21 protein-coding genes are annotated in these 25867 nt (G+C 71.5%); 9 read left to right on the forward strand and 12 right to left on the reverse strand.

Annotated elements, in window-relative coordinates; translation table 11 throughout:
* Positions 1 to 5: 5 nt before the first annotated feature.
* A complete protein-coding gene (locus LSF15_RS07000) occupies positions 6 to 1121 on the forward strand; it encodes an alcohol dehydrogenase catalytic domain-containing protein (RefSeq protein ID WP_232497805.1) in 1116 nt (371 codons plus the stop codon).
* 116 nt (positions 1122 to 1237) lie between these two features.
* Positions 1238 to 2155 (forward strand): NAD(P)-dependent oxidoreductase, encoded by a 918-nt coding sequence (locus LSF15_RS07005; RefSeq protein ID WP_232497806.1) that lies wholly within the window; start codon positions 1238 to 1240, stop codon positions 2153 to 2155.
* Positions 2156 to 2167: 12 nt separating this feature from the next.
* Here LSF15_RS07005 and LSF15_RS07010 read toward each other — a convergent pair whose 3' ends face one another.
* Positions 2168 to 2647, reverse strand: a complete 480-nt coding sequence (locus LSF15_RS07010; protein WP_232497807.1) for a MarR family winged helix-turn-helix transcriptional regulator — start codon at positions 2645 to 2647, stop codon at positions 2168 to 2170.
* Positions 2648 to 2707: 60 nt separating this feature from the next.
* On the opposite strand from LSF15_RS07010, the gene LSF15_RS07015 reads away from it, so the two are divergent.
* Positions 2708 to 2935 (forward strand): hypothetical protein, encoded by a 228-nt coding sequence (locus LSF15_RS07015; RefSeq protein ID WP_232497808.1) that lies wholly within the window; start codon positions 2708 to 2710, stop codon positions 2933 to 2935.
* Between the two features lie 36 nt (positions 2936 to 2971).
* Here LSF15_RS07015 and LSF15_RS07020 read toward each other — a convergent pair whose 3' ends face one another.
* The gene (locus LSF15_RS07020; RefSeq protein WP_232497809.1) at positions 2972 to 3553 is read right to left on the reverse strand and encodes a GIY-YIG nuclease family protein; all 582 of its coding nucleotides are present in this window, start codon (positions 3551 to 3553) and stop codon (positions 2972 to 2974) included.
* Positions 3554 to 3621: 68 nt separating this feature from the next.
* Here LSF15_RS07020 and LSF15_RS07025 point away from each other — a divergent pair, with 68 nt between their 5' ends.
* Together LSF15_RS07025 and LSF15_RS07030 are read left to right on the forward strand one after the other, a co-directional pair.
* Positions 3622 to 4227 (forward strand): dihydrofolate reductase family protein, encoded by a 606-nt coding sequence (locus LSF15_RS07025; RefSeq protein ID WP_232497810.1) that lies wholly within the window; start codon positions 3622 to 3624, stop codon positions 4225 to 4227.
* A gap of 93 nt (positions 4228 to 4320) precedes the next feature.
* Positions 4321 to 4986 carry a hypothetical protein gene (locus LSF15_RS07030; protein ID WP_232497811.1) on the forward strand — a complete coding sequence of 222 codons (666 nt, stop codon included), beginning with the start codon at positions 4321 to 4323 and terminating at the stop codon, positions 4984 to 4986.
* A 1-nt stretch (position 4987) separates the two neighbouring features.
* Here the strand turns inward: LSF15_RS07030 and LSF15_RS07035 are convergent, their stop codons facing one another.
* The 3 genes from LSF15_RS07035 to LSF15_RS07045 form a co-directional block, all read right to left on the reverse strand.
* Positions 4988 to 5968 carry an arsenate reductase/protein-tyrosine-phosphatase family protein gene (locus tag LSF15_RS07035; RefSeq protein WP_232497812.1) on the reverse strand — a complete coding sequence of 327 codons (981 nt, stop codon included), beginning with the start codon at positions 5966 to 5968 and terminating at the stop codon, positions 4988 to 4990.
* 25 nt (positions 5969 to 5993) lie between these two features.
* On the reverse strand, positions 5994 to 7313 hold the full coding sequence (locus tag LSF15_RS07040; RefSeq protein WP_232497813.1) for an FAD-binding oxidoreductase: 1320 nt from the start codon (positions 7311 to 7313) through the stop codon (positions 5994 to 5996).
* A gap of 129 nt (positions 7314 to 7442) precedes the next feature.
* Positions 7443 to 9578, reverse strand: coding sequence for a S9 family peptidase (locus LSF15_RS07045; protein WP_232497814.1), 2136 nt, complete (start codon positions 9576 to 9578; stop codon positions 7443 to 7445).
* Between the two features lie 115 nt (positions 9579 to 9693).
* Here LSF15_RS07045 and LSF15_RS07050 point away from each other — a divergent pair, with 115 nt between their 5' ends.
* Complete coding sequence (locus LSF15_RS07050) at positions 9694 to 12411, forward strand: AMP-binding protein (RefSeq protein ID WP_232497815.1); 2718 nt, start codon at positions 9694 to 9696, stop codon at positions 12409 to 12411.
* On the opposite strand, the gene LSF15_RS07055 is transcribed toward LSF15_RS07050, so the two are convergent.
* From LSF15_RS07055 to pdxR, 5 genes are all read right to left on the reverse strand, one after another.
* The gene (locus tag LSF15_RS07055; protein WP_232497816.1) at positions 12377 to 13501 is read right to left on the reverse strand and encodes an ABC transporter ATP-binding protein; all 1125 of its coding nucleotides are present in this window, start codon (positions 13499 to 13501) and stop codon (positions 12377 to 12379) included. The genes LSF15_RS07050 and LSF15_RS07055 overlap by 35 nt on opposite strands.
* Positions 13498 to 14955, reverse strand: a complete 1458-nt coding sequence (locus LSF15_RS07060; protein WP_269756280.1) for an ABC transporter permease — start codon at positions 14953 to 14955, stop codon at positions 13498 to 13500. The genes LSF15_RS07055 and LSF15_RS07060 overlap by 4 nt, the downstream gene beginning before the upstream one ends.
* A gap of 107 nt (positions 14956 to 15062) precedes the next feature.
* The gene (locus LSF15_RS07065; RefSeq protein WP_232497818.1) at positions 15063 to 16097 is read right to left on the reverse strand and encodes an iron ABC transporter substrate-binding protein; all 1035 of its coding nucleotides are present in this window, start codon (positions 16095 to 16097) and stop codon (positions 15063 to 15065) included.
* 91 nt (positions 16098 to 16188) lie between these two features.
* Positions 16189 to 16587 carry a hypothetical protein gene (locus tag LSF15_RS07070; protein WP_232497819.1) on the reverse strand — a complete coding sequence of 133 codons (399 nt, stop codon included), beginning with the start codon at positions 16585 to 16587 and terminating at the stop codon, positions 16189 to 16191.
* 59 nt (positions 16588 to 16646) lie between these two features.
* On the reverse strand, positions 16647 to 18110 hold the full coding sequence (gene pdxR, locus LSF15_RS07075) for a MocR-like pyridoxine biosynthesis transcription factor PdxR (protein WP_232497820.1): 1464 nt from the start codon (positions 18108 to 18110) through the stop codon (positions 16647 to 16649).
* 96 nt (positions 18111 to 18206) lie between these two features.
* Between pdxR and LSF15_RS07080 the strand changes: the two genes are divergently transcribed.
* From LSF15_RS07080 to LSF15_RS18765, 3 genes are all read left to right on the forward strand, one after another.
* On the forward strand, positions 18207 to 18887 hold the full coding sequence (locus LSF15_RS07080; protein WP_232497821.1) for a pyridoxamine 5'-phosphate oxidase family protein: 681 nt from the start codon (positions 18207 to 18209) through the stop codon (positions 18885 to 18887).
* A 273-nt stretch (positions 18888 to 19160) separates the two neighbouring features.
* Positions 19161 to 19352: a hypothetical protein gene (locus LSF15_RS07085; protein ID WP_232497822.1), complete on the forward strand. Its 192-nt coding sequence runs from the start codon at positions 19161 to 19163 to the stop codon at positions 19350 to 19352.
* A 52-nt stretch (positions 19353 to 19404) separates the two neighbouring features.
* Positions 19405 to 22473 carry a helix-turn-helix transcriptional regulator gene (locus LSF15_RS18765; protein WP_308188441.1) on the forward strand — a complete coding sequence of 1023 codons (3069 nt, stop codon included), beginning with the start codon at positions 19405 to 19407 and terminating at the stop codon, positions 22471 to 22473.
* 127 nt (positions 22474 to 22600) lie between these two features.
* On the opposite strand, the gene LSF15_RS07100 is transcribed toward LSF15_RS18765, so the two are convergent.
* Together LSF15_RS07100 and LSF15_RS07105 are read right to left on the reverse strand one after the other, a co-directional pair.
* The gene (locus tag LSF15_RS07100; protein ID WP_232497823.1) at positions 22601 to 24124 is read right to left on the reverse strand and encodes a leucyl aminopeptidase; all 1524 of its coding nucleotides are present in this window, start codon (positions 24122 to 24124) and stop codon (positions 22601 to 22603) included.
* On the reverse strand, positions 24121 to 25800 hold the full coding sequence (locus LSF15_RS07105; RefSeq protein ID WP_232497824.1) for an MFS transporter: 1680 nt from the start codon (positions 25798 to 25800) through the stop codon (positions 24121 to 24123). Before LSF15_RS07105 ends, LSF15_RS07100 begins: the two co-directional genes overlap by 4 nt.
* Positions 25801 to 25867: the final 67 nt, after the last annotated feature.

Below are 25867 nucleotides of genomic sequence, written 5' to 3' on the forward strand. Positions count from 1 at the left end.
GACTCGTGACCAGGCGCATCACCGGGGCGGTGCTCGAGGAGGTCGGGCGGGCGCGTCCGTTCGCGCAGTCGCGCCCGATCGGGGTCGTCGAGCTCGACCTCGACGGCCCCGGCCCCGACGAGCTGCTCGTGCGCATCGAGGCGGCCGGCATCTGCCACTCCGACCTCTCGGTGGTCGACGGCAACCGGGCGCGCCCGATGCCGATGCTGCTCGGCCACGAGGCCGCGGGCATCGTCGAAGAGGTCGGCGACGCGGCATCCGCTGCGGGGTTCTCCGTCGGCGACCGCGTCGTGATGGCGTTCCTGCCGCGGTGCGGTGAGTGCGACGGATGCCGCACCGGCGGCGTCATGCCGTGCGTGCCGGGCACGGCGTCGAACACGGCGGGAACGCTCTTCGACGGCAGCAGCCGACTGACGCGCGACGGCGTTCGCGTGCACCACCACCTGGGCGTCTCGGGGTTCGCGTCGCACGCGGTCGTCGATCATCGCTCGGCGGTCGTCGTGGGCCCCGACGTGCCGCCAGAGGTGGCGGCGGTGCTCGGCTGCGCCGTGCTCACCGGTGGGGGCGCGGTCGTGAATGCGGGTGCGGCGAAGCCGGGCGACGACATCATGGTGGTCGGGCTCGGCGGCGTCGGCATGGCGGCGCTCATCACGGCGGTCTCGCTCGGGTACGGGCGGGTCATCGGCGTCGATGCGGTGCCCGAGAAGCTCGATCGGGCGCGCGAGCTCGGCGCCGACGCGGTGTACACGCCCGATGAGGCTGCCGAGGCCGGGGTGCGAGCCGCGCTCGTGGTCGAGGCGGCCGGGCATCCCCGGGCGTTCGAGACCGCGTTCGCGCTCACCGCCCCGGGCGGGCGCACGGTGACCGTGGGCCTGCCGTCGCCGTCGGCCGTCTCGAACGTCTCGCCGCTCACCGTCACGGCGGAGGCGCGCACGATCGTCGGCAGCTACCTCGGATCGGCGGTGCCATCACGCGACATCCCGCGCTACGCCGAGCTGTGGCGGCAGGGCCGCCTGCCCGTCGAGGCGCTCATCTCGTCGTACGTCACGCTCGACGACATCAACGAGGCGATGGACACCCTCGCCGACGGGCAGGCGATCCGCCAGGTCATCCGCTTCTGAGGCGGTGGACGAGGCCTCGACACGCGTCCTCCTTCGTCGGGCGCTGCCCGACCACCGGAGGAAGCGCCGACGTATCGTTGAGGCAATGCGCTACGTCGACGAGGTCGGGAGGGGTCATGACTGACATCGCATGGATCGGGTTGGGGCACATGGGCGCCCCGATGGCCGGGCACCTCGTCGCAGCGGGGCATGACGTGCGGGGCGTCGATCCCATGCCCGCCGCGCGGGCGGTCGCCGTGGAACGCGGCGTGCGGGTGGTCGACACGATCGGCGAGGCCGTCGACGGCGCCGACGCGGTGTTCACGTCGCTGCCGCGCAACGAACACGTTCGCGAGGTCTACGGCGGCGATGCGGGCATCTGGGCCACAGCGCCCACCACCGCGCTGCTGCTCGACACATCGACGGTGGATGTCGCGACGTCGAGGTTCTGCCACGAGACCTCCGCCGCTCGTGGGTTCGCCTTCGTGGACTCGCCCATCTCGGGCGGCATCGCCGGCGCCGAGGCCGGAAGCCTGACCTTCATGCTCGGCGGCGAGGCCGATGCCGTACGGCGAGCCGTGCCGCTCGTCGAATCGATGGCCGGGCACGTCTTCGAACTCGGCGGCCCGACCATGGGCATCGCCGCGAAGCTCGCGAACAACCTCATGCTCTTCGTGTCGCTCGTCGGGCTCGCCGAGGGGTCGCAACTCGCCGAGCAGCTCGGGCTCGACGCGGCGACGTTCTTCGAGGTCGCGTCGGTGTCATCGGGGGAGTCGTGGCCGCTGCGCACCTGGTACCCCGTGCCGGGTGTCGTGCCGACGAGTCCTGCGAACCGCAACTTCGACGCGACCTTCTCGACCGTGCTCGCCGAGAAGGACCTGTCGTTCGCGCTCGCGGCGGGCGACCACGCCGGGCTGCACCTGCCCGCCGCGCACCTCGCCCTCGACCAGTTCGAGCGGCTCATCGGCGAGGGCTTCGGCGGCAAGGACTGCAGCCTCATCGTGAAGTACGCCTCGGCCGACGGTTCGCTCGAGTGGTTCGATCCTGAGGCCTGACGCCCGCCCCGATCAGGCGCCGGCGCGCACCGCGTCGATGACCTCGGTGAGGTGGTCGCGCAGCACGCCGAGCTCGTCGAGGCTCATGCCGAGCCGATCGACGACCTGCGGAGGAATGTCGAGCGCGCGCTCGCGAAGCGCGCGGCCCTCGTCGGTGAGGGCGACATCGAGCGCGCGCTCGTCGCGTGCGTTGCGGTGCCGGGTGACGTAGCCCTGCGCCTCGAGGCGTTTCAGCAGCGGCGAGAGCGTCGCCGGCTCGAGCTGCAGCGCCTCGCCCAGGTCGCGCACGGTGCGCGGGTTGCGCTGCCAGAGCGCGAGCATGACGAGGTACTGCGGATGCGTCAGCCCGAGTGGCTCGAGGATCGGCCGGTAGAGGCCGATGACACCGCGGGCGGCGACCGCGAGGGCGAAGCACACCTGGTTCTCGAGGGCGAGCAGGTCGTCGGATGTCGCGGGCCCCGCGGTCTCTGAACGCGTCGTGAGTTCGGTCATCGGAGCCCCATCTTGCTCGACCGGCGATCTGCGCCGGATTTGTTTAGTACACTAATGATTATGGCACGAAAGAACCGAGACGGCGACGAACAACCGCGACGCGGCTACGCGGGCCTCATCGACCGGTTGAACGCCACGCTGCTGCCGTACATCGGTCCGCCTCCGCTCGGCCCCTACGACGAGGAGCCGAAGCCGAATGCCGCGCCCACCTGTCCGCTGTGCGGAAAGCCGATGGCCGACCACGAGATCGACCGATCGGGCGAGCGCACGCAACTGCACTGCCCGTGACGGGCGGCTGCGCGTGACCGGCGGTTGGTGCCGTGATCACCCGTGCAGCGCGACGTGGCGGCTCACCCACCGATCGAACTGCCCCCACGGGTCGTCGACGCCGGTGCTGAGCTCGGCCACGTGGGCGACGAGTGCCTCGTGCCGCTCGAACCACTCGGTGCCGACGATGCGATACTCGGCGAACTGCGCGTGCCGACGTCGCTCGAGCAGCCGACCGCCGCGCTCGAAGGCGAGCACCTCGTCGTGCGGCAGGCTCGCGACGCGCTGCCGAGGGTTGGCCGACGTGCCGATCTTGATGCGATCGCCGTATCGCAGGTAGTAGACGACGTCGACCCGGCCGTCGGCGATCGGGCCGTCGGGCAGCTCGCCGACGCGCCACTCGCACACCGCGCAGAGCCAGCCCGACGGGTACCGAACCCCGAGCCGTGACCCGCACGCCAGGCACGGGCTCGGCAGCAGGTCGGTCACCCCGAATTCGCGGGCGACCCAGTCGTGCGCCTCGAGGAGGTGCGTGAGGCACAGGTCGAATGGCGCACCGGCCTCGACGACGGACCCGCACGGGCCCTCGCCGTCGACGAGCGCGATGCAGCGGCATCGGTCGCTCGTTGTTCTCTCCATCTGCGAACGGTACCCATGGCCGCCGACATCGCTCGCCGACGTCGGAGGGCGAGCGTAGTGTGCAGCCCATGACGCTCAACGACGGTCTCGTCACGGCCAATCTCTCGATCTCGCTCGACGGCTTCGTCGCCGGGCCGAACCAGTCGCTCCAGGATCCACTCGGCGAGGGCGGTGAGCGACTGCACGACTGGATGTTCCAGCAGCGCGAGGCCAACCAGGCGATCGTCGACCAGATCCTCGCCGCGCGCGCCTACATCATGGGGCGAAACATGTTCGGGCCGATCCGCGGCGACTGGCCCGACGACGAGTGGAAGGGCTGGTGGGGCGACGAGCCGCCCTACCGTGGGCCGGTGTTCGTGCTCACGCACCACCCGCGTGCTTCGGTCGAGATGGCGGGCGGCACCACGTTCCACTTCGTCACCACCGGCATCGACGACGCGCTCGCACAGGCGAAAGCCGCCGCCGGCACGGGCCGGGTCTCGATCGCGGGCGGCGCGAGCACCGTACGCCAATACCTCGCCGCCGGCCACATCGACCGCATCATCCTCAGCGTCTCGCCGATCACGCTCGGCGCCGGCGAGCGACCCTTCGACGGGCTCCACGACCTCAGGCTGAAGCCCGTCGACGTGTTGGCCAACGAGCTCGCGACCCACATCACCTACGAGCGTCCGTAACCGCAGCGTGCACGGTTCGCTGACGCGACCCCCGCGATAAGCTCGATTCGGCCGCCGAATGGGCGGTGGATCCGTGGTCGAAGGGCGAACGCGATGGCCTTCTGGCGCAAGCGGCCGAAGCGCCGATTCCGTGCGTTCGACCGCAGCGAACTGCCCGAAGCACCCCAGCCGTCGTTCGACGACATGCTCGCGGAAGGCCTGATGGTCGCCGAGGCGGCGGCACGGATGTCCCTGCGCAACCGATTCGTCATGCACGCGCTGCGCGGCGAAGAGCCGTATGAGCCCGAGCGCGCGTCGGCCGCGGCTCGCGAGGCGCTCTACGAACTCGTGCAAGAGGCCGAAGAAGTCGCCGAACGCACCGCCGACGAGCGCGAGGCGGCCGCGCGCCGTGAAGGTCGCAGCTCGCACGAGCACGACTACCGTCGCGCCGACGGCCCGAACCTGCGGCGACGCGAGAAGGTCTACGCCGCGATCTCCACCGAGCTCTGGAAGCGCCGCAGCGATCCCCAGTACCTCGCCGCGCTCGCCGAGCGCGCACGCGAAGAGGCCTGGGAGGAAGTGGCCGGGGCGATCGACGCCCGTCTCGCGCGCGAGTGGGGCGAGTGGCCGCAGATCGAGGTCGACGAGACCTACGAGGCCGAACGTGAGGTTCGCGTGCACGACCTGCTCGCCGACCTCGACCGCGACGTGCGCGCGGCCGAGGACGAGCGGGCCCGGCGGGCCGAGGCGGCCGATCCGTTCCGCGGGTACGTCGGCTGAGCTACGCCATGCCGTAGCTCGGCTCGCGAACGATGCCGAGTTCGTCGAGCAGTGCGCGCACGCGCTGTTCGACGTCGTCGCGGATGACGCGAACTCGGGCAAGAGACTGGCCGGCAGGGTCGTCGAGCTCCCAGTCGAGGTACCGGCGACCGGGGTACACCGGGCACGCGTCGCCGCAACCCATGGTGATGACGAGGTCGGCGGCACGGACGACCTCGTCGGTCAGGGGCTTGGGGAACTCGTTGCCGATCGGCGCACCGATCTCGTCGAGTGCATCGATGATCGTCGAGCGCAGGGCGCGCACCGGCCTGGAGCCGGCGCTGCGCACGTGCACGCGATCACCCGCGAGGTGCTTGAGGATCGCAGCGCCGAGCTGCGACCGACCCGAGTTCTGCACGCAGACGAACAGCACCTCGAGGGGAGCGCCGGCCGCAGGCTCGGACCGGGCCGTCGCGACTGCGACCAGCCGGTCGGCGGCCCACTGCGCGGTCTCGGCGGCGGTGTCGCGCACGCCGTCGCCCGGCGCATCGTGGCCCGGCGCGTCGTGGTCGGACGTGAACCGGTCGTGTGCGATGTCGCCGCGAGCGGCGAGCAGGTCGTGGCTCTCGCGAACGTAGCGGCCCACCGTTTCAGGGGCGAACACGCCCTCGAACCGGTCTGCGAGTTCGGATGCCACGCGCGCGAGCACCTCGTCGGGTGCGTGCGCGGGGACATCGGGGCGCAGCAGATCGTCGACTCGGCGGGTGGCAGACGGCGCGATCGAGCACCAGACGCGTCCGCCCTCAGTCGAGCACTCGATGACGCCCTCGGAGACGAGCGCACCGATGTGCTGGCTCACGGTGGGTTGTGCCGCGCCGATCTCGTCGACCAGCCGACCCACATGGGTGCGCCCGCCGGCGCTCTCGCGGATGACTCCGAGCATGCGCAGCCGAATCGGATCGGTGAGCAGTCGGATGCGCCGGGCCTCGGTCGATCGATTCATCGCGGTGAGTCTAGCCCTGCGGCATTCAGTCGGCCGGCGGGATGTTGTGGTTCTGCCGGAAGACGTTGCCGGGGTCGACCTGCGCCTTCACCCGACGAAGTCGCTCGAACGTGGCCGGCGGATACATCGAGCGGGTCACGTCGTCGCCGCGTTCGGGCGAGAAGCCGCCGTACGCCCCGTGCGTGAACGCCAGGGCGGCATCGCTGCCCGCCTTCAGCGCCGCGACCTGCTCGGGCGCCGCATCGGGAGCGACGATGGCGTTGACGATGAGCAGTGCCTCGGCCTCGCGATAGGCGATGGCGGTCGCGTCGGGCGAGATTCGCGAGAACGCGCCGCCGAGTGCGCGGAGCAGCACCATGGTCGGGACCTCACGGGCGAACTGCGCGGCGATGACCCCGATCGCCTCGTCGGTGAGCTCGGGCACGAAGCCGTTGCCGCCGACGAACTGGAACGGCGGCTTGCCGGGCGGCGCGTCTTCGAGCAGGTCGCCGAGCGTGACGGGGCTGAGCGACACCGACGTCACCGACGGGAGCGACAGGAGCGGCGCGAGCAGGCGGCGCAGCTCGTCTTCGGTGCCGCGGGTGGCGACGGCGAGTTGCGGGCCCGACGGGATCTCGGGGGCGAACGGCGGCATGAGCATCAGCGACGAGTTGAGAGCGTCGGGCCCGGCTCGCATGACGTCGCGCCACGCGCGGATCACCGCTGCGACGTCGGTCGTGTCGAACATGACGTGACCGCCGACGAGCCCGTCGGCCGGTGCCGCCTGGAAGGTGAACCGGGTCACGACGCCGAAGTTGCCGCCACCCCCGCGGACGGCCCAGAACAGGTCGGGGTGCGACTCGGCGTTGACCGTGAGCACCTCGCCGGCGGCGGTGACGAGTTCGACCTCGCGGAGCGCGTCGACCGCGAGACCGTGCGCGCGCACGAGCCACCCGATGCCGCCGCCCAGCGTGAGCCCGCCCACGCCGACGTCTCGTGTGTCGCCCGAGCTGATGCCGAGGCCGCGCGGGGCGAGTGCGGTCGCGATGTCGCCCCAGTGCGCGCCGCCGCCGACCGTGACGAGTCCATCGTCGCCGACGTCGATCGAGGTGAACTCGGCGAGGTCGATCACCAGTCCGTCTTCGACGGGCAGCAGGCCGTGGCCGCCGCTGCGGACGGCGATCGCCTGACCGGCCGCTGCGGCCCTCGCGACCGCTTCGGCGACCTCGCCTACGGTGTGCGGCCGAACGACCGCGTCGGGTTCGCCGACGCCGGCGAAGACGGTTCGCCCGGCGTCGAACTCGGAGTCGCCGGGACCGAAGGCCCGGCTCGGAACGCTTTCTCTCAGGTCAGTGAGCAACGACATTTCGACAGTCTGGCAGCGGGCACCGACATGCGGAACCGTGCTCGCTCAGCGCGGAATCCCTGCGTTCGCATGCATCAGCGCCGGCCGCGACGTGAGCCGGCATGCCAGGCCGCCCGGCCGACCTCGCGCCTACTCGCCCGACGGATGCGCCCCCGCCGCGTCGATCACCCACGCGTACGCGAACGCCCGCTCGCGCCACGCCGAGTACCGCCCCGACACCCCGCCGTGTCCGGCCGCCATCTCGATCTTCAGCAGCGGGTCGGCTCCGACCTCTCGCAGCTTCGCCACCCACTTCGCCGGCTCGACGTAGAGCACGCGCGTGTCGTTCAGCGACGTCACGGCGAGGATTCGCGGGTAGTGGTTGACGTGTACGTTCTCGAGCGGCGAGTACGACCGCATGTACGAGTAGACCTCTTCGTCGTCGAGCGGGTTGCCCCACTCGTCCCACTCGATCACGGTGAGCGGCAGCGACGGGTCGAGGATCGAGGTCAGCGGGTCGACGAACGGCACCTCGGCGAGGAACCCCGAGAAGTACCGCGGCGCGAGGTTCGCGACCGCACCGATGAGCAGGCCGCCGGCGCTGCCGCCCTGGGCGACGAGCCGGTCGGGCGCGGTGAAGTCTTCATCGATGAGGTGCCGCGCCGCGGCGATGAAGTCGGTGAAGGTGTTGCGCTTCTCGAGCTTCTTGCCGTGCTCGTACCAGAGCCGGCCCATCTCGCCGCCGCCGCGCACGTGCGCGACCGCGAAGATCATGCCGCGATCGAGCAGCGAGAGCCGCGGAATGCCGAAGCCGGGGTCGATCGAGTGCTCGTACGACCCGTAACCGTACAAGAGGGTCGGCGCGGGCTCGCCGAGGGTGACGAGATCGTGCCGGTACACGAGCGAGATCGGCACGCGGGTGCCATCGGAGGCGGTGGCCCACTCGCGACGCTGCGCGTAGCGGGTCGCGTCGTAGTCGCCGAGCACGGGCTGGCGCTTGCGCAGCTTGCGCTCGCCGGTGGCCACGACGACGTCGTAGACGGTCGACGGCGTCACGAAGCTCGTGTAGCCGATGCGCAGGGTCGGCTGCTCCCACGCGGGGTTGCCGCCGACGCCGACCGAGAAGAGCGCCTCGTCGAACGAGAGTTCGTGCAGGGTGTCGTCGGGCGTTGCATCGGCGGGCAGCCCCTGCGGCGGCACCTTCGCGATCGCGACGCGCGGCAGTCCCTCGCGCCGGTACTCGATGGAGACGAAGTCGCGGAACGCGTCGACGCCCTCGATGCGCACCGCGGGATCGTGCGGCAGCAGCATCCGCCGTGCCCCCTGCGGATCGGATGCCGCAACGCTGACCAGCTCGAAATTCACCGCGTCGTCGTTGTGCACGATGAGCAGCCGGTCCCTTCCGCCGGCGACGACGTGCTCGACGTCGTACTCCACCCCGTCTTTGCGCGGCCAGACCACGCCGAACTCGCCGGTGGGGTCGGCGGCGTCGAGCAGCCACGACTCGCTCGTGACGTTCGACCCGGCCTCGATCATGAGGAAGCGGCGGCTGCGGGTGAGGCCCACGCCGAGCCAGAACCGCTCGTCGGGTTCGTGGAAGACCGAGACGTCGTCGGATGCCTCGGTGCCGACCTCATGCCGCCAGATCGTGTCGGGGCGCCACGACTCGTCGACGGTCGCGTAGAAGAGGTGGCGGCCGCTCGGGTCGAAGACCGCCCCCGCCGCGGTGCCCTCGATGACGTCGGTATAGGCGCGGTCGGTGCCGTCGATGGCCCGCAGCCGGATCGTGTAGCGCTCGTCGCCCTCGACGTCGACGCCGTAGAGCATGGTCGATCCGTCGGCCGTGATGTCGAAGCTGCCGAGCGAGTAGAACTCGTGGCCCTCGGCCTCGACGTTGTCGTCGAGCAACACCTGCTCGCCCGGCAACGGCGCGCCCGACTCATCGGTCTCCGGGGGTTCCCAGTCGTCGGGCGAGGCGACCGGCACCCGGCAGTGGATGCCGTACTGCTGGCCCTCGACGGTGCGCGTGTAGTACCACCAGTCGCCCTCACGGGTGGGCACGCTGAGGTCGGTCTCTTTCGTGCGCGCCTTGATCTCGTCGAAGAGCTGCTCCTGCAGGATCGCGAGGTGCTCGGTCTTCGCCTTCGTGTACGCGTTCTCTTCATGCAGGTGGGCGACGACCTCGGGATCGTCCTTCGCGCGCAGCCACTCGTAGTCGTCGACGTAGACGTCGCCGTGGTGCACGCGTTCGATCGGTCGCTTGGCTGTCTTCGGCGGAGTGAGCACGAGTCCACGGTACTCGCCGGTCTCACCGGTCGAGTAGTCGCCGCCGGTTCGGGAAATCGGCTTTGGTTAGGCTAAGCTAACTTGTCCACACTCCATGATCGCCGGGAGCCGAGCTGTGCCGATTCGTTCCGACGTCGCCGGGCTGGCGCTCGCGCGCGGCCGCGTCGAGCATGTCGCGCTCCTGACCGACGAAGGCGAGCTCACCTTCGGCGGGCTGCGCGATCGCATCGACGCGCGCCGCCTCGAGCTGGGCGCGACACGGCGACTCGTGATGATCGAGGGCGCCAATGCGCTCGAGCCGGTCGTCACGTACCTCGCGGCACTCGAGGCGGGACATCCGGTGCTCTTCGTCGACGGCGACCCGCAGCGGTCGGCGCACCGCGACGCGCTCGTGCAGCGCTTCGATCCCGACGTCATCGCATCGGCCGGCGACGAGGCCGATGCGGGCGCCGCCGGCGGCGCGTGGCGGCTCGACGAGCGTCGCCTCGGCACGCGGCACACCCTGCATCCCGAGCTCGCGATGCTCGCGAGCACGTCGGGATCGACCGGCTCGCCCAAACTCGTGCGCCTGTCGCACGAGAACCTGCTGAGCAACGCCGTCGCCATCGGCGACTACCTGAACCTCGGCACCGCCGACCGGGCCATCACCACCCTGCCGCTGCACTACTGCTACGGACTCTCGGTGGTGAACAGTCACCTCGTCTCGGGCGGCTCGCTGCGCCTCACCGAGCGGTCGGTGGTCGACGGCGAGTTCTGGAACGAATTCGCCGAGGCCGGGGCGACATCGTTCGCCGGAGTCCCGTACACGTTCGAGATGCTCGAGGCGGCGGGCTTCGCCGAGCGCGAGCTGCCGACGCTGCGCACCATCACCCAGGCCGGCGGGCGGCTCGATCCCGAGCGCACGCGGCGTTTCGCCCGGCTCGGACGCGAGCGCGGGTTCGACTTCGTCGTGATGTACGGCCAGACCGAGGCGACCGCCCGCATGGCCTACCTGCCGCCGGCGCTCGCCGAGAGCGCCGCGGGCTCGATCGGCGTCCCGATCCCCGGCGGCCGGTTCCGCATCGACATGCCCGCCGGTGCGACGACGGATGCCGCCACCGATGCTCAGTCCGACAGCGAGGCGGTCGGCGAGCTGGTGTACCAGGGACCGAACGTCATGATGGGCTATGCCGAAGAGCCCGCCGACTTCGCGATGGGCCGCACGATCAGCGAGCTGCGCACGGGCGACCTCGCCCGCCGCCGTGGCGACGGCATGTACGAGATCGTCGGTCGCAACAACCGCTTCGCGAAGATCTTCGGGCTGCGCATCGACCTCGACCGGGTCGAGCGGCTGTTCGCCGACGAGGGTCTCGCCGTGCGTGCCGTGAGCGCCGATGAGCAGCTGCTGCTGTTCGTGCTCGCCGACCGGTTCCTCCATCGCGTGCATGCGCGGGCGGGGTCGCTGTTCGGGCTTCCGCTGCACGCGGTCCGGGTGCACGCCGTCGCAGAGTTCCCGCGCACCTCGAACGGCAAGCCCGACAACGCCGCACTCGTGCGCCACGCCGAACTGCTCGCGCACGCGGCATCCGCCACCAACACGGGCGCCACCGACACGGGCGTCGTGGACGCGACGCCCGACACGATCCGGTCGCTCTTCGCCGAACTGCTCGGACGACCCGACGCCTCGCCCGACGACTCGTTCGCCGGACTCGGCGGCGACTCGCTCAGTTACGTCGAGGTGTCGCTGCGGCTCGAGCAGTTGCTCGGCGCGCTGCCGCGGCAGTGGCCGACGATGTCGGTGCGCGAGCTCGCGGGGCTGGCTGCGGTGCAGACGTCGGAACCCGTATCGGCGGATGCGCCCGACGTGTCGGCCGCTGGCGCGCCGGTTGCCTCGAGCACAGCGCGTCCGGCCGCGCGCTCCGGTCGAGGTCGACGTCGGATGCCCCGGCTCGAGACCCCCGCACTGCTGCGCTCGATCGCCATCGTGCTCGTGGTCGGCACGCACGCGAACCTGTTCACCGCGCCGGGCGGTGCGCACCTGCTGCTTGCCGTCGCGGGCTACAACCTCGCGCGGTTCCAGCTCGCCGACGTGCCCGGCCGGGGCCGCGTGCGCGGACTGCTGAAGAGCGGCGCACAGGTCGTCGTGCCCGCCGCGCTGTGGATCGGCGCGGTCGGGCTCATCACCGGGGGCTACGCCGCGACGACCGCCCTGTTCGTGAACAACTTCACCGGCGGGGCGCGCTGGAGCGACCAGTGGCAGTTCTGGTTCCTCGAGGCGATCGTGTGGTCGATGCTCGCGCTCGCCGCGGTGTTCGCGGTGCCGCAGGTCGATCGGCTCGAGCGGCGGCATCCGTTCGCCTTCGCCCTCGGTGTGCTCGCCCTCGCCGTGGCCGCGCGCGTGCTGCTGCTCGGCGGCGTCGGGGCCGAGGGAACCGAGCGATACGCGATCGAGACCGTCGTGTGGTGCATCGCACTCGGCTGGGTCGTCGCGCGGGCCGCGACCGTTTGGCAGCGCATCCTCGTGTCGGCCCTCGCGCTCGCCAGCGTGCCGGGCTTCTTCGGCGACCCGGCGCGCGAGGCGATCGTCGTGGCGGGCGTGCTGCTGCTCGTCTGGGTGCCGCGCATTCCCGTGGCGCGCATGCTCGTGCCGGTGATCGGCGCGCTCGCGGGCGCCTCGATGTTCATCTACCTGACGCACTGGCAGGTGTACCCGCCGCTCGAGAACGAGTTCCCCGCGCTCGCGACCGTGCTGTCGCTCGCCGTCGGCGTGGTGGTGTGGAAGGGCTACACCTTCGTCGTCGCCCGCGGGGGCGCCTGGTTCAGGCGACGGCGGGCTGCGGCTCGTCGCCCGTGACGTCGTCGGTGACCTCGTCGACGACCCCCGTCTCGTCGGATGGGTAGAGCACCGCGCCGCCGTCGACCCGGATCGCCACCCGTGAGCCGGGCCGCAGGTCGCCGAGCTGGTGCGGCGGCACTCGAAGCGTGATCACCGCGGGGTGCGCAGCCCCGGCGGAGCCCGCGAGCAGCGAGACCTCGGCGAGCGATCCCATGGGTCGCACCTCGTGCACGACGGCGTTCAGTCCTGGGGCATCGGTCACGAGGTCGATCTGGGCCGGACGCACCATGGCGACTGCCGCCCGCGACCCGTTGCTGCGGTCATGCCGCACGGGGATCGTGCCTAGCGCGCACTCGGCACAGCCGTCGCTGCGCCTGGCGGGCAGCAGCACGGCCGGGCCGAGGAACGAGGCGATCTCTGGGGTCTCGGGGTCGTCGAACACCGCCGACGGCGAGCCGGCCTGAGCGAGGCGGCCTTTGACCATGATGCCGATGCCGTGGCCGAACGAGAGCGCCTCGTCTTGGTCATGGGTGACCAGCACGGCCGTCGTGCCGGTGAGCTCGAGCGCGTCGATCACGGCACGGCGGGTCTGCTCGCGCAGGCCGGTGTCGAGGGCGCTGAACGGCTCGTCGAGCAGGATGATGCCGGGGCGCGGGGCGAGCGCCCTGGCGAGGGCGACGCGCTGCTGCTGCCCACCCGAGATCTGGTGCGGATAGCGGCCTGCGAGCGCCGGGTCGAGCGCCGTGAGCTCCATGACCTCGCGGACCCGGGCGGCGCGGCCGGCGCGGCCGGCACGGGGCACCCCGAACGCGATGTTTCCTGCCACGGTGAGGTGCGGGAAGAGGCCTCCGTCTTGAGCGACGTAGCCGATGCCGCGCCGGTGCGCCGGAACGGACGTTCCCGGTGCCGCGAGCGTGCGGTCGCCCAGGGTGATGCGCCCGTCGTCGGGGTCGAGGAAGCCGGCGATGAGCCGGAGCAGCGTGCTCTTGCCGCTGCCCGAGGCGCCGACGATCGCGGTGCGTGAGCCCTGCGCGACATCGAGCGAGATGTCGTCGAGCACGCGGGTGGCGCCGAAGGCCTTCGAGATGCCGGTCACGGTGAGGTTCATCTGGCACGTCCTCGAATCTGGGTGAACATGAGGGCCACGGCGGGAATCGACAGCAGGATCAGCAGCAGGGCGTACGGCGCGGCCCCCGCGTAGTCGATCGACGAGGCGGCCGACCAGAACTGGGTGGCGAGCGTGCGCGTGCCGGTGGGCGCGAGCAGCAGGGTCGCGGTGAGCTCGTTCGCCGCACCGAGCGCGACGAGGGCGCCGCCGGCCGCGATCGCGGGCACGAGCAACGGCACGGTCACGCGAGCGCGCGCCACGATCGGGTGCGAGCCGAGCGAGCGCGCGGCCTCTTCGAGCGACTCGGGCACCTGCGCGATGCCGGCCCGCAACGACACGAGCGCCCGCGGCAGGAAGACGATGACGTAGGCCGCGATCACGGTAGCCGGCGTCTGGTAGAGGCCCGGCACGAGGCGCAGCGTGACGGTGACGAGCGCGAGGGCGACGATGATGGCGGGCAGGCTGCTCGCGACGTAGTACGGACCCTCGAGCGCCTTGCTCAGGCGCCCCGGGTACCGACCCGACAGCCACGCCACCGGCAGCGCCACGAGGATGGCGCCGATCGCGCCGCCTCCGGCGAGCAGCATCGTCTGCAGGAGGGCGCCGGGCATCTCGCCGAACGCACTCGCATCGGATGCCGCGATCCACCGCACGACGCTGGCGAGGGGCACGACCGTGGCGGCGATGCCGAGCGCCACCAGGGCGGTGAGCGCGAGCGGTGTCGCGCGCCCGAGTCTCGTTCGCTCGGCCGGCTGCGGGCTGCCGCTGCCGACCCGCGCGTAGCGGCTGCGCCCACGTGCTCCGGCCTCGATGACGAGCAGCACGAGGCAGAGCGTGGCGAGCACGACGCCGAGGGCGGCCGCCGACGAGCCCGCGAACGTCGACTGGTAGGCGACGACGATCGCGGTCGTGAACGTGTCGAACCTGATGAAGGCGAATGCGCCGTACTCGGCGAGCAGGTGCAGCGCGACGATGAGGCCGCCGCCGAGGATGGCGAGACGGAGCTGCGGCAGGATGACCCTGCCGAACACCGCCCACGAGCCGAGGCCGAGCGACCGGGCCGACTCCTCGAGCGCGGGGTCGAGGCCGCGCAGCGTCGCGAGCGCGGGCAGGTAGACGAGCGGGTAGTACGCGAGCGTCGCCACGAGCAGGCCACCCCAGAGGCCCTGGATCGACGGGATCGCGCTGGCCCAGCCGTAGCTGCTGACGAACGCGGGGATCGCGAGCGGGGCGACGAGCAGCACCGAGAAGAAGCCCCGGCCCGGCAGGTCGGTGCGCTCGACGAGCCATGCGCCGCCGACGCCGAGCACGATCGTGGCGGGCACGCCGAGCAGGAGCAGCAGTACGGTGTTCACCAGCAGCTCGCCGACGCGGGGCCGGAAGATGAGCGGTGCCAGGGCGTCCCAGCCGATCTCGAGCACGGTCGCCACGACGTAGCCGACCGGAATGAGCATGCCGACGGCGAGCACGACGACGATCGCGATGAGCGATGCGGGCGGTCGCGGGGTACCGGCGCCCGCCCGGCCCGCGTCGCGGGTCGGGGCGGTGATCGCCGTGACGGTCAGAGCAGCCCCGCCTCCGTCATGAGGTCGATGACCTCGGGTCCGTTGAGGGTCGACGGGTCGACGGCGGGTGCGTCGAGGGTGTCGAGCGCGGGCAGGGGCGGCCTCGCCGGAACGTCGCTGGCGACCGGGTACTCGAAGCTGTAGCCCTCGCCGAGGATCTGCTGGCCGCCCTCGCCCGCGAGGAACGCGAGGAACTGCTGCGCCTCGTCTTGGTGTGCGCTCGACTTCAGCACACCCCCGCCCGAGACGCTCACGAACGCGCCGGGATCTTGATTGCCGAAGTAGTGCAGCTTCGTGTTCGCGCTGTTCTCTTGCGTGCCGTCTTGGTCGCGGTACCAGTAGTAGTGGTAGATCACGCCGCCCGGCACCTCGCCGGCGTTGACGGCCTTCATCGTCGCGATGTTGTTCTGGTAGATCGCCGCGTTCTGCTTCATGCCGTCGAGCCACGCCGACGTCGCCTCGGTGCCCTCGAGTTCGAGCACCGCCGAGACGATGGCCTGGAAGTCGGCGCCGCCGGGCGCGGCACCCCAGCGGCTGTTCCAGTCCTCGTTCTGCAGGTCCATGAGCGAGGCCGGCAGCTCGGACTCGTCGAGCAGCTCGGGGTTGTACACGAACACGGTCGAGCGGGCGGCGATGCCGGTCCACAGGCCGCTCGACGGGCGGTACTGCTCGGGCACGAGGTCGAGCGTCGCCTGGTCGACCGGGGCGAGCAGGTCGGCGTTCTCGACGAGCGACATGGCGGGGGAGTTCTCGGTGAGGAACACGTCGGCGCGCGAGGCCTCGCCCTCTTCGACGAGCTGGTTGCCGAGCTCGCTGTCTTTGCCGTTGCGCAGCACCACCTCGATGCCGGTCTCTTCGGTGAAGGCCGCGACCCACTCTTCAGTGAGCTGTTCGTGCTGCGCGTTGTAGATCACCAGCGCGTCTTCGGAGGGAGCCTCCTCACCGGGAGCCGCAGCTCCCGCGCACCCGGTCAGCGCGAGTGCTGCGATGGCCAGGGGTGCGACGGACAGGGCGATTCGGCGGGATCTCATCGAGCTCTTTCAGATCATGGGCAGGAAAGGCTATCCTAACCTGCCAGGTGCCTGTCGCTCTACGGCCTGGCCCGCCCCAGTACGGTGGACGTCAGCGCTCGACTTCCTCGATCTCCGAGACCTCCCACTGGTCGCCGCCGAGGCTCTTGATGACCCCTCGAATCCGCAGACCGTCTCGTTCGGCCTGGAATGCCGTCACGGCCGGTTCGCCCGGAGCCTGGACCACGTCGGCCGAGAACGTCGGCGAGGTGTAGCCGATCGCCTCGAGTGCCTCGCGTCGCTCGCTCTGGTCCCACGCGCCGGGCATGATCGCGAACATGCTCGCGCCCGCGAGCGCGGCGATCAGGAACAGCGACGTGCCGAGCTCGCGCACGCCCTTCTGGTGGTGGCGCGTGCCGCGGCTCGAGATCACGACGCCGGCGACGGCGACGAGGGCGGGAATGACGAGCGGCCAGGCGTTCCACGGGGCGATCGTCACGATCTCGTTCATCGGCTCGGCCGGCCTTCTTCGCGGTGGCGCGCGGTGCGGGCGCGCCGGACGACCACATTCTATTGCCGGCCCCCGACGACGTCGAGGATCGTCGCGTGCATCAGGGCGAGCGCCTCGCCCAGCAGGGTGTCGCTCGGGCTGGCGTACCCGAACACGATGCCCTCGCGCTCGTCGCCGGGCACGGCCGAGTACTCGGCGAGGCGGGCGACCGCCACGCCCTCGCGCGCGAGGCGGGAGACCACGGCATCGGATGTCCCGGCCGCGTCGAACTCGATGACCGCATGCAGCCCGCCGTCGAGGCCCGACAGCCGCGCGCCGGGCAGGTCGCCGAGCGCGGCCTGCACGAGTCCGCGTCGATGTGCGTAGTCGCGGCTCGTGACCGCGATGTGCCGCCGCACGGCGCCGCTCGCGAGCAGGGCCGCGGCGGCCTCTTGGGCGACGCCCGGCACGGGGCACTGCTCGTCGACGCGCAGCGCCGTGATCGCCGCGCGCAGTGCGGGGTTCTGCGGCAGCACGAGGTAGCCGAGGCGCAGCGCCGGCGTCAGCACCTTCGAGAAGCTGCCCACCAGCACGACCCGACCCTCATCGTCGAGTGACGCGAGCGCGGGCAGCGGCGGCCCGAGATGCCGGAACTCGCTGTCGTAGTCGTCTTCGATCACGAGGGCGTCGGCGTCGCGCGCCCAGTCGAGCAGGGCGAGACGGGAGGCGACCGGGAGTCGGCCGCCGAGCGGATACTGGTGGCTCGGCGTGACCATGACGGCATTCGCGGGCTGCGACATCCGACGCAGGTGCTCGATCGAGATGCCGTCGTCATCGACCGGCACTGTGGTGATGCGCACCCTGCGGTGCTCGATGACGCGCCGCGCCGACGGATACCCGGGGTGCTCGACCGCGATCGTCGGCTGCCGGCCCGCGCGGGCCGGCAGCGCCGTGGCGATGAGCGCGACCGCCTCACCGGTGCCTGCCGTCACGACGATGTCATCGGCCGAGCAGACCACGCCGCGGGCGTGCCGCAGGTGGTCGGCGATCTCGGCGCGCAGCCGCGGCACGCCGAAACGCGGCGCCGAGTCGGAAGGGATCTCGAGGGCGGCCGCGTGCCGCCACGCCGCACGCCACGCACGGGTGTCGATTCGTGCGGTCGACGGGCGCCCGGGTCGCAGGTCGACGCGCGGCGACGGCGTCGCCGGAAGCGTGGCGACGGGCGGGTTCTCGCGGCGGCTCGGGACGACTCGCGCCGCGTTCGGTGCAGGCGGGCGGCCGGATGCCACCGGGCCCGCGAGTCGCGCGACGCGCGTCGGCGCGCCCTGGCGCATCTCGAGGTAGCCCTCGCCCGCGAGCTGCTCGTAGGCGGCGACGACGGCGCTGCGAGAGACGCCGAGCTCGGCTGCGAAGGCACGTGTCGATGGCATGGGGTCGCCGGGCTGCAGCATCCCGCCGAGGATGCCGCGCCGCACGCCCTCGACGAGTTGCACGCCGATGGGGGTGTCGGTGGCGCGGTCGATCACGAGCAATGGGCCGTCCATGTGCCTTCCGCCAGGGACATCCGATCGTGAACTGGACTGGTCTTTCGTGCGTGAACTGGACTGTTCGCAAGACCAGTGTACGGCGACACTCGTTTCGTGACCACTCTCGAAACCACCGCACCCCGCCGCATCCGCCGCCTCGCCGAACGCCAGACCACCGATCGCACCGCGCTCTTCGAGCTGCTCGACACCGAACTGGTCGGCCACCTCGCCGTGGTCGTCGACGGCACGCCGCTCGTAGTGCCCATGGGGTTCGCCCGCGACGGCGAACACCTGCTCGTGCACGGCTCGACGGGCGGCGGCTTCGCCCTGCGCGCGGCCGCCGAGCGCGCCACCGTGGCCTTCGCGGTGACGGCCCTCGACGGGCTCGTGTTCGCCCGATCGCTCTACGACAGCTCGATGAACTACCGCAGCGCCGTGGTGTACGGCGTGCTCGAACCGGTCGCCGAGGACGAGACCGATGCCGCGCTGCTGGCGCTCACCGAACGGCTGATGCCCGGGCGCTCGTCGGAGGTGCGGGCGACGACTCGCAAGGAGCAGGCGTCGACGCGCGTGCTGCGACTGGCACTCGACGACGTCGTGATGAAGGTGCGCGCCGCTGGTGCCGGCGAAGCCGTCGACGACGGCGAGGACCACTCGGTCTGGGCCGGCGTCGTGCCGCTGCGCCGCGCCTGGGGAGAACCCGCGGCCTCAGTGCTGACCCCGGCGGGAACCCCAGTGCCCGACTCCGTGATCGCCCTGACGACGGGCGACCGCGGGTCACGCAGGATCTCGTGATGGAAAGGAGGTGCGCCATGTTCGCAACCATGCTCGTGCTCGGACTGATCTCGGCGTCGGCGATCGTCGCCGCGTTCGTGCAGTTCCGCCGCGACGGATACCACCGCACGCCCACCCGGCTGGCGTGAACCAGGCCACCCGCCCGCGCATCTGAGGCGCCTGCGGCGCGGGGTCGAGAAGAAATACGGCGATCGCCCGATGAGCCTCAGACGCCTTAGCGAGCACGCTGAAGGCATCCGATCGCAGAGGTCGGGGAAACCACAGGAGGACATCGTGCAGTACTCAGCAGACTTCGTCGCCCTGCACACGCATCAGGCGAACGTGCAGGTCGCCGAGCGGCGGATGGCGTTCCGGCGCGCTGTCGAAGAGCGCGACTCGGCCGACGCCGTAGCGTCGGACGGAGGCGTGACGGCGAGCCGCCGCCACCACCACGTGCGTCACGCGCCGCGACTCGCGCTGCGGTGACCGCGAGTCCGGGACATCCGCAGACCCCGGCGATCGTCACGAGCGTCACGCCGTGACGATTCAGCCGCTGGCGATCACGGATGTCCCATCCGGTGCCGCTGTCGGTGCGGCGTGGCACGATGAGAACGTGACCACGTCAGCACCGGCGATGATCGGTCGAGACGCAGACCTCGCCCGGCTCAGCGAGCGCCTCGACGAGGTGCGCGCCGGCGCGCCGTTCACCGTCATCGTCGGCGGCGAGGCGGGCATCGGCAAGACGCGCCTCATCCGAGAGTTCCAGCGCGGGCTGCCGAACGACGTGCTGCTGCTCACCGGCCAGTGCGTCGACCTCGGCAGCGTCGCGGCGCCCTACGCGCCCGTCAAGACGGCCCTGCGCACGCTCGTGTCCGAGGTCGGCGCCGAACGCGTGCTCACGGCCGTCGGGCCTGGGCGGGCGGCCCTCGTGGCCCTGCTGCCCGAGCTCGCCCAGATCGAGCCCGGTGAGATCGGCGCCCCCGGCAAGGGCATCGAGAGCAGCCAGCTGCACGAGGGCATCGCAGTGTTGCTCGAGACATTCTCGCGCGACCGGCCCATCGTCTTCGTCATCGAAGACCTGCACTGGGTCGACGCCGCGAGCCTTGCGCTGCTGCGGTTCCTCATGCGCGCGCTCGGCTCGAGCCGCGTGCTCACGGTGCTCAGCTTCCGCACCGAAGACGTCACTCGCGGTCATCCGCTGCGGGCGTTCCTCGCCGAGGCCGATCGCGACCGATGGGTCGAACGGCGCGAGCTCGGCCGGCTCACGAGGCCCCAGGTGCGCAAGTTCGTGAGGTCGATGATCGTCGACGACGCCCCGAGCGAACGGGTGCTCGACAACGTGTTCCGGCGCAGCGATGGGGTGCCCTTCTTCGTCGAAGAGCTCGTCGGCATCGACGGATGCCGCGACGAGGGCTTCGTGCCCGACACACTGCGCGAACTGCTGCTCGCCCGCTACGAGCGACTGCCCGATTCGGCGCAAGAGCTGCTGCGCCTCATCTCGACGGGTGGAGTGCGCGTCGCACATGCGCTGCTGTCCGAGGTCTACACCGGCTCGGCCGACGAGCTCGATTCCGCTGCCCGCCAGTGCGTGCAGTACGGCGTGATCTCGATCGACGGTGATGACTATGCGTTCCGGCATGCCCTCGTCCGCGAGGCGATCCTCTCCGACCTGCTGCCCGGCGAACGGGCACGCTTCCACGCGCGCTACGCCGAGGCCTACGAGGCCGCAGCCGAAGCCGGCACCCGTCGTCTCGCCGCCGAGATCTCGTTCCACTGGCTCGGCGCGCACGACGCAGCCCGCGCATTCCCGGCCACGATGCAGGCCATGCGCGAGGCCCGCGCCGCCGCCGCCTACGCCACGGCGGCCCAGCTCGGCGAACGCGCGCTCGGCCTCTGGGACGTGGTGCCCGACGCGGCCGCTGCCGCGGGCATGGGCAAGCTCGAGCTCATGGGGCGCACCGCGTCGCACCTGCGCAACGCCGGTGAGGGCGAGCGAAGCCTGGCGCTCATCCGCGCCGCGCTCGCCGAATGCCCCCGTGACGACGCCAACTATCCCCGACTCCTGCGCGACAAGGCGCTCTACCTCGGCAACGTCGGCAAGGGCGGCTCGATCGAGGTGCTCGAAGAGGCGCTCGAGGCCCTCGACCGGCTCGGCGACGCCGTGCCGGGCGAACTGCGCCCCACGGTCCTCAGCGCCCTCGCGGGCCGACTCATGATCGACGGCCGGCTCGACGATGCCGCCGAGGTCGCCGACCGGGCCCTCGCGGCGGCGATCGAGCTCGGCTCGCCGCGGTACGCGTCCATCGCGACGAACCTCGCCGCCATCAGCCGCTCCGACCGCGGCGAGGTCGAGGCCGGGCTCGCCATGCTCGAGCGCGCCCGCGAGCTCGCCCAGGGCGACGGCGCCGCCATGCTGCGCTACTGGGTCAACGCCTCAGACCTGCACTACCTGATCGGCCGTTACCCCGAGGCCGTGCGCCTCGCCGAAGACGGCCTCGCGCGCGCCCGGGCTCAGGGCGTCGAGCGCAGTTCCGGCGTCATCCTCGCGTCGAACGCGGTCGATCCGCTCTTCGCACTCGGCGAGTGGCAGCGTGCCGACGCGCTCATCGAGCGCGCGCTCGCACTCGACCCGCCCGTCCCGTTCACGGCCTACCTGCAGCGGGCCCGCATCTGGGCCGCGCTCTGGCGCGGCGACGTCACCGGCGCCACCGACATGCTGCGTCGCGCCAAGCCGGCGATGGCGTCGGTCATGGAGGTCGAGATGCAGACCCGCCTCGCCGTCGGACGAGTGGCCGGCGAGGTGGCGCTCGCCAACGACGACCTCGGCGCGGCGTGGCGCGAGGCGAACGTGCTGCTGCACGAGCAATACCTTCCGCTCCCCGGCTACGCGCTGCCGTTCGTCTGGGTCGCCGCGCGCGTCATCGCCGCGGTGCGTGCCCGTCCCGGTGCGGTACCGCCGACCGTCGCCGACCAGGTCGATGCCGCCGAACCGGCGTTCCGCGAATTGCTCGAACGGCTCTCGAACTGGCCGACGCACGCGCTCTGGGCGGCCCTCTTCGATGCAGAGCTCGCCACGGTCGACCAGGGCAGTGGTGCCGACGTGCCCGGCGCCGACCCATCGGCCTGGCGCCGCGCGGTCGAGGCCGCTGCCGCGCCCGAGGCGCCGGGCTTCCTCGCGCCATACGCCCTGCTCCGGCGGGGCGAGGCCGAACTCGCCGCCGCCGACCGAGCTGCTGCCCGGGCCACACTGCAGCAGGCGTTCGACCTCGCCGAAGCGGGCGGCGTGGGTGCCGTGCGCGAGCGCATCGAGCGGGTCGCGAGCACCGCCGCCATCGCCCTCGAGGGCGCCGCCCGCCCGCACGGCGCCGAGGCCGCGGGAATCGCGGGGGCCGCGACATCCGACGCCGACGCGCTCGCCGCAGCCGAGCTCACGGCACGTGAGCGGCAGGTGCTCGAACTGCTCGCCGAGGGGCTCAGCAACCGCCAGATCGGCGAGCGACTCTTCATCAGCGGCAAGACCGCGAGCGTGCACGTCTCGGCGATCCTGCGCAAGCTCGGTGCGGCCACCCGCACCGAGGCGGCCTATCGCGCGGGTGCTCTGCGCTGAGCGCCCCGGTCCCGTTGCCGCCGCCGAGATCGCTACAGGCGAAATCCACGATGCCGGATGAGCGCCGGGGCGACCGCTGTGGGCGACGTCGCCCGCGGCTCGTCCTGCATCCTGGGGCGGTTGCGCCTCACATCGTCGGGCGGAACTCCTTGGCGACCTCGATGAGGATGCGGGTGCCGTAACCGGTGGCGCCCTTCGACCGCCACGAGTCGTCGGCGTCGGACTGCATCGTGCCGGCGATGTCGAGGTGCGCCCACGGCGTCTCGCCCACGAAGTGGTCGAGGAACAGGGCCGCGGTGGTCGCCCCGGCGTAGGGGCCGCCGAGGTTCGCGATGTCCGCGACATCCGAATCGAGTTGCTTGCGGTACTTGCGTTCGAGCGGCAGGCGCCAGACCTTCTCGTCGGTCGCCGCGGCGGCCCGCTCGACGAGGCCGGTCACACCGCCGTCGTTGCCGAGCAACGCGGCCATCGAGGGCCCGAGCGCCATGAGGGCCGCGCCCGTGAGGGTCGCGATGTCGACGATCGCGTCGACGCCGTCTTCGTTGGCGAGCACGATGGCGTCCATCATCACGAGGCGCCCCTCGGCGTCGGTGTTCTTCACCTCGACCGTCGTGCCCCCTCGCGCGGTGAGCACATCGCCGAGCTTGTAGGCCGAGCCCGACGGCATGTTGTCGGTGCACATCAGCCAACCGCTCACCGTCGCGGTCGCGTGCAGCGCACGGAGGGCGGTGAAGGTCGCGAGCACCGAGGCCGCACCGCCCATGTCCATCTTCATGAGCAGGTGCATCGGGTCTGACGGCTTGAGGCTGATGCCGCCCGAGTCGTACATGATGCCCTTGCCGACCAGGCCGAGGTGCCCGGTCGAGTCGGTGGGCGGGGCGTAGCGCAGCTTGATCATGCGCGGCGCTTCGGCGCTGCCCGAGTTGACGCCGAGCAGGCCGCCGCAGCCGAGGTCGATGAGCTGCTGCTGGTCGAACACCTCGACGTCGAAGCCGAACCGCCTGCCGAGCTCGACGGCGACCTCGGCCATCTCGGTCGCTGTGAGGTGCCCCGGGGGCGCGTTCGCGAGGTCGCGGGCGATGTTCGCTGCGCGGGCGGTGATCGCGCCGGTTTCGGCGCCCCGCGACGCCGCTCCGATCTCGGCGCCGTCGATGCGCAGCTCGACGCGAGTCAGCGGCACGTCTTTCGGCTCGCGCTTGAGGGCATCGAACCGGTACCGAGCGAGCAGCGCGCCTTCGGCGAGCGCCTGCCCGGCCGTCGCGGCGTCGGCGTCGCCGGTCGCGGGCACGCGCAGGCCGATGCGCGCGAACCTGGCGGTGGCGCGCGTGAACGCCGCAGCGGCGTCGCGCAGGGCCGAGGCCGTCAACTCGCCCGCGGGACCGGCGCCGACGAGCACGAGCAGCGGGCCCGAGCCGTAGGGCAGCACGAGCGTCGAACCGGACGTGGCGTCGAAGCCCGCGCGCTCCAGCGCCGCGCGGTCGAGGTCGAGACCGTCGGGCAGGTCGCCGTCGGTGGTCACGACCACGCCGACGGCGTCGAGGCCCGACTCGTCGAGCCCGTCGACGACCGCGACCGACACCTCGCGCGACCGTTCGAGCGACGGGATGGCCGTGAAGTCCTCGGGGATCAGCTTGTTCGGGCTGCGGCTCATGCGACGGTCTCCTTCTCGTCGACGGGGTCGATGACGTCGTCGTCATCGGGTTCGAGCTTCTCGGGCAGATCGCCCTCACGGCGACCGGGCATGCGTGTGGCGGGCACGATCGCGAGCAGCGAGATCGCGCCGAGCCCGAGCAACGAGATCTGCAGCGCCCGAAGTCGTGCCTCGGCATTGACCGCGATCGCGGCGTCGAGCTCAGGGCCGCTCGCCCGCGATTCGAGCACCGCCGCGAGCTGCTCGTTCGTGAGGAAGTTCGCCTCGTTGAAGTTGACCTGCGCGATGAGCTCGTCGCTGATCTCGGGGTGCTCCTGCGCTCCGGCGAGCAGCATCGACGAGAGCATGCCGACGGCGAACGCGCTCGCCACGGCGATGCCCACGCTGCCCGAGAGGTTGTGCACGAGCCCGCGCCAGGCGCCGACATCGCCGGCGAGCTGCTTGGGTGCGGCCGACAGCAGCGTGTTGAAGACGAGCGCCACGATCGAGCCCTGTCCGAGGCCGAGCAGGATGAGTCCGGCGACGACGAACCCCTGGCTCCACTCGCCGCGAACCGTGAAGGCGAGCAGCGTGAGCGCCGCCGCGACGACGATGAACCCGGTTGTCGCGAGCAGCCGTGGGGTGAATCGCCCGTAGAGGTACGCGACGAACGTCGACGCGAGGAAGATCGAGAGCGTGTACGGGATGATCGAGAACGACGTCTCGATGCTCGAACGCCCCTGCACGACCTGGATGTAGAGCGGGATCAGGAAGTTCGCGGCGGTGCCGACGAAGAGCATCGTCGCCATGCACGCCGTCACCGCACGCTCGGAGCCCGTTGCGAGGACCCGAAGGTCGAAGATGCGCGGCTTTCCCTCACGCCCGCGACGGCGCAGCCACGAGAAGAACACCTGCCCGACCACCAGCCCGAGGATCACGAGCAGGGGAGCCGGCGAGATGCCGAGCACGTCGAACGGCGCCTGCGGCGTGGCGAGCCAGATGCCCCATGTCGCGAGCCCGCTGAACCCGAAGCTCAACAGGATGACGGCGACGGCGGCGATGATCGCGCCGGTCCAGTCGATCGAGAGGCCGGGTTGCGCCGGCACCTTCTTCACGAGGAAGCTCAGCACGAGGTTGACGCCCGCGAGCGCGACCATGAGCACGAACGACCACCGCCAGCCGATCGTGGTCGCGAACCAGCCGGCGAGGATCAGCGCGAGCACGCCCGCCGCCGGGATGGCTGCGGCGAGGAATCCGATCGCCCGGGCCTGCTGCGCGCCGTGGTAGTTCGTCGCGATGAACACCGTGAGCGCCGGTGCGATGAGGGCGATCACGGCACCTGACGACGCCTGCGCGATGAAGAGCATCGCCGGGCTCACGCTGAGCGCCACGCCGAGCATCGCGAGCCCGTGGATCGCCACCGCGATCTGGAACACGCCGCGGGTGCCGAATCGCGAGCCGACCTTCGCGCCGAGCAGGATGAATGCGGCCATGGCGAACGTGCCGGCCGTGATGGCGGTGCCGACGGATGTCGCGGGCGTGTCGAGGTCGGTCGTGATGCCCGCCATCGACACGGTCAACGCGTTCACCGCGAACGACGCCTGGATCTGCGTGAGCACCACCACGATGAGCGGCAGCCATGAGGTCGCCGACGGGCTCTCGTTCGATGCGGTCTCGGTCGGTGCCGCTGCCGTCACTCCGCGTCCCCTCTCGCGTGGTGTCGCGAAGACCGCACCGTCGCGGCATCCGCTCGCCCTCACTGTA

The sequence above is a fragment of the Agromyces humatus genome, from assembly GCF_021228295.1.
In the GTDB taxonomy this organism is placed as follows: domain Bacteria; phylum Actinomycetota; class Actinomycetes; order Actinomycetales; family Microbacteriaceae; genus Agromyces; species Agromyces humatus.

Bases quoted from the DNA above. Each gene is read 5' to 3' on its own strand.
- LSF15_RS07015 (WP_232497808.1), top strand. From the start codon at position 2,708: ATGGCACGAAAGAACCGAGACGGCGACGAACAACCGCGACGCGGCTAC.
- pdxR (WP_232497820.1), bottom strand. From the start codon at position 18,110: ATGGACGGCCCATTGCTCGTGATCGACCGCGCCACCGACACCCCCATC.
- LSF15_RS07025 (WP_232497810.1), top strand. From the start codon at position 3,622: ATGACGCTCAACGACGGTCTCGTCACGGCCAATCTCTCGATCTCGCTC.
- LSF15_RS07055 (WP_232497816.1), bottom strand. From the start codon at position 13,501: ATGAACCTCACCGTGACCGGCATCTCGAAGGCCTTCGGCGCCACCCGC.
- LSF15_RS07005 (WP_232497806.1), top strand. From the start codon at position 1,238: ATGACTGACATCGCATGGATCGGGTTGGGGCACATGGGCGCCCCGATG.
- LSF15_RS07070 (WP_232497819.1), bottom strand. From the start codon at position 16,587: ATGAACGAGATCGTGACGATCGCCCCGTGGAACGCCTGGCCGCTCGTC.
- LSF15_RS07020 (WP_232497809.1), bottom strand. From the start codon at position 3,553: ATGGAGAGAACAACGAGCGACCGATGCCGCTGCATCGCGCTCGTCGAC.
- LSF15_RS07035 (WP_232497812.1), bottom strand. From the start codon at position 5,968: ATGAATCGATCGACCGAGGCCCGGCGCATCCGACTGCTCACCGATCCG.
- LSF15_RS07040 (WP_232497813.1), bottom strand. From the start codon at position 7,313: ATGTCGTTGCTCACTGACCTGAGAGAAAGCGTTCCGAGCCGGGCCTTC.
- LSF15_RS07065 (WP_232497818.1), bottom strand. From the start codon at position 16,097: ATGAGATCCCGCCGAATCGCCCTGTCCGTCGCACCCCTGGCCATCGCA.
- LSF15_RS07100 (WP_232497823.1), bottom strand. From the start codon at position 24,124: ATGAGCCGCAGCCCGAACAAGCTGATCCCCGAGGACTTCACGGCCATC.
- LSF15_RS07030 (WP_232497811.1), top strand. From the start codon at position 4,321: ATGGCCTTCTGGCGCAAGCGGCCGAAGCGCCGATTCCGTGCGTTCGAC.
- LSF15_RS07060 (WP_269756280.1), bottom strand. From the start codon at position 14,955: ATGCTCATTCCGGTCGGCTACGTCGTGGCGACCGTGCTCGAGATCGGC.
- LSF15_RS07010 (WP_232497807.1), bottom strand. From the start codon at position 2,647: ATGACCGAACTCACGACGCGTTCAGAGACCGCGGGGCCCGCGACATCC.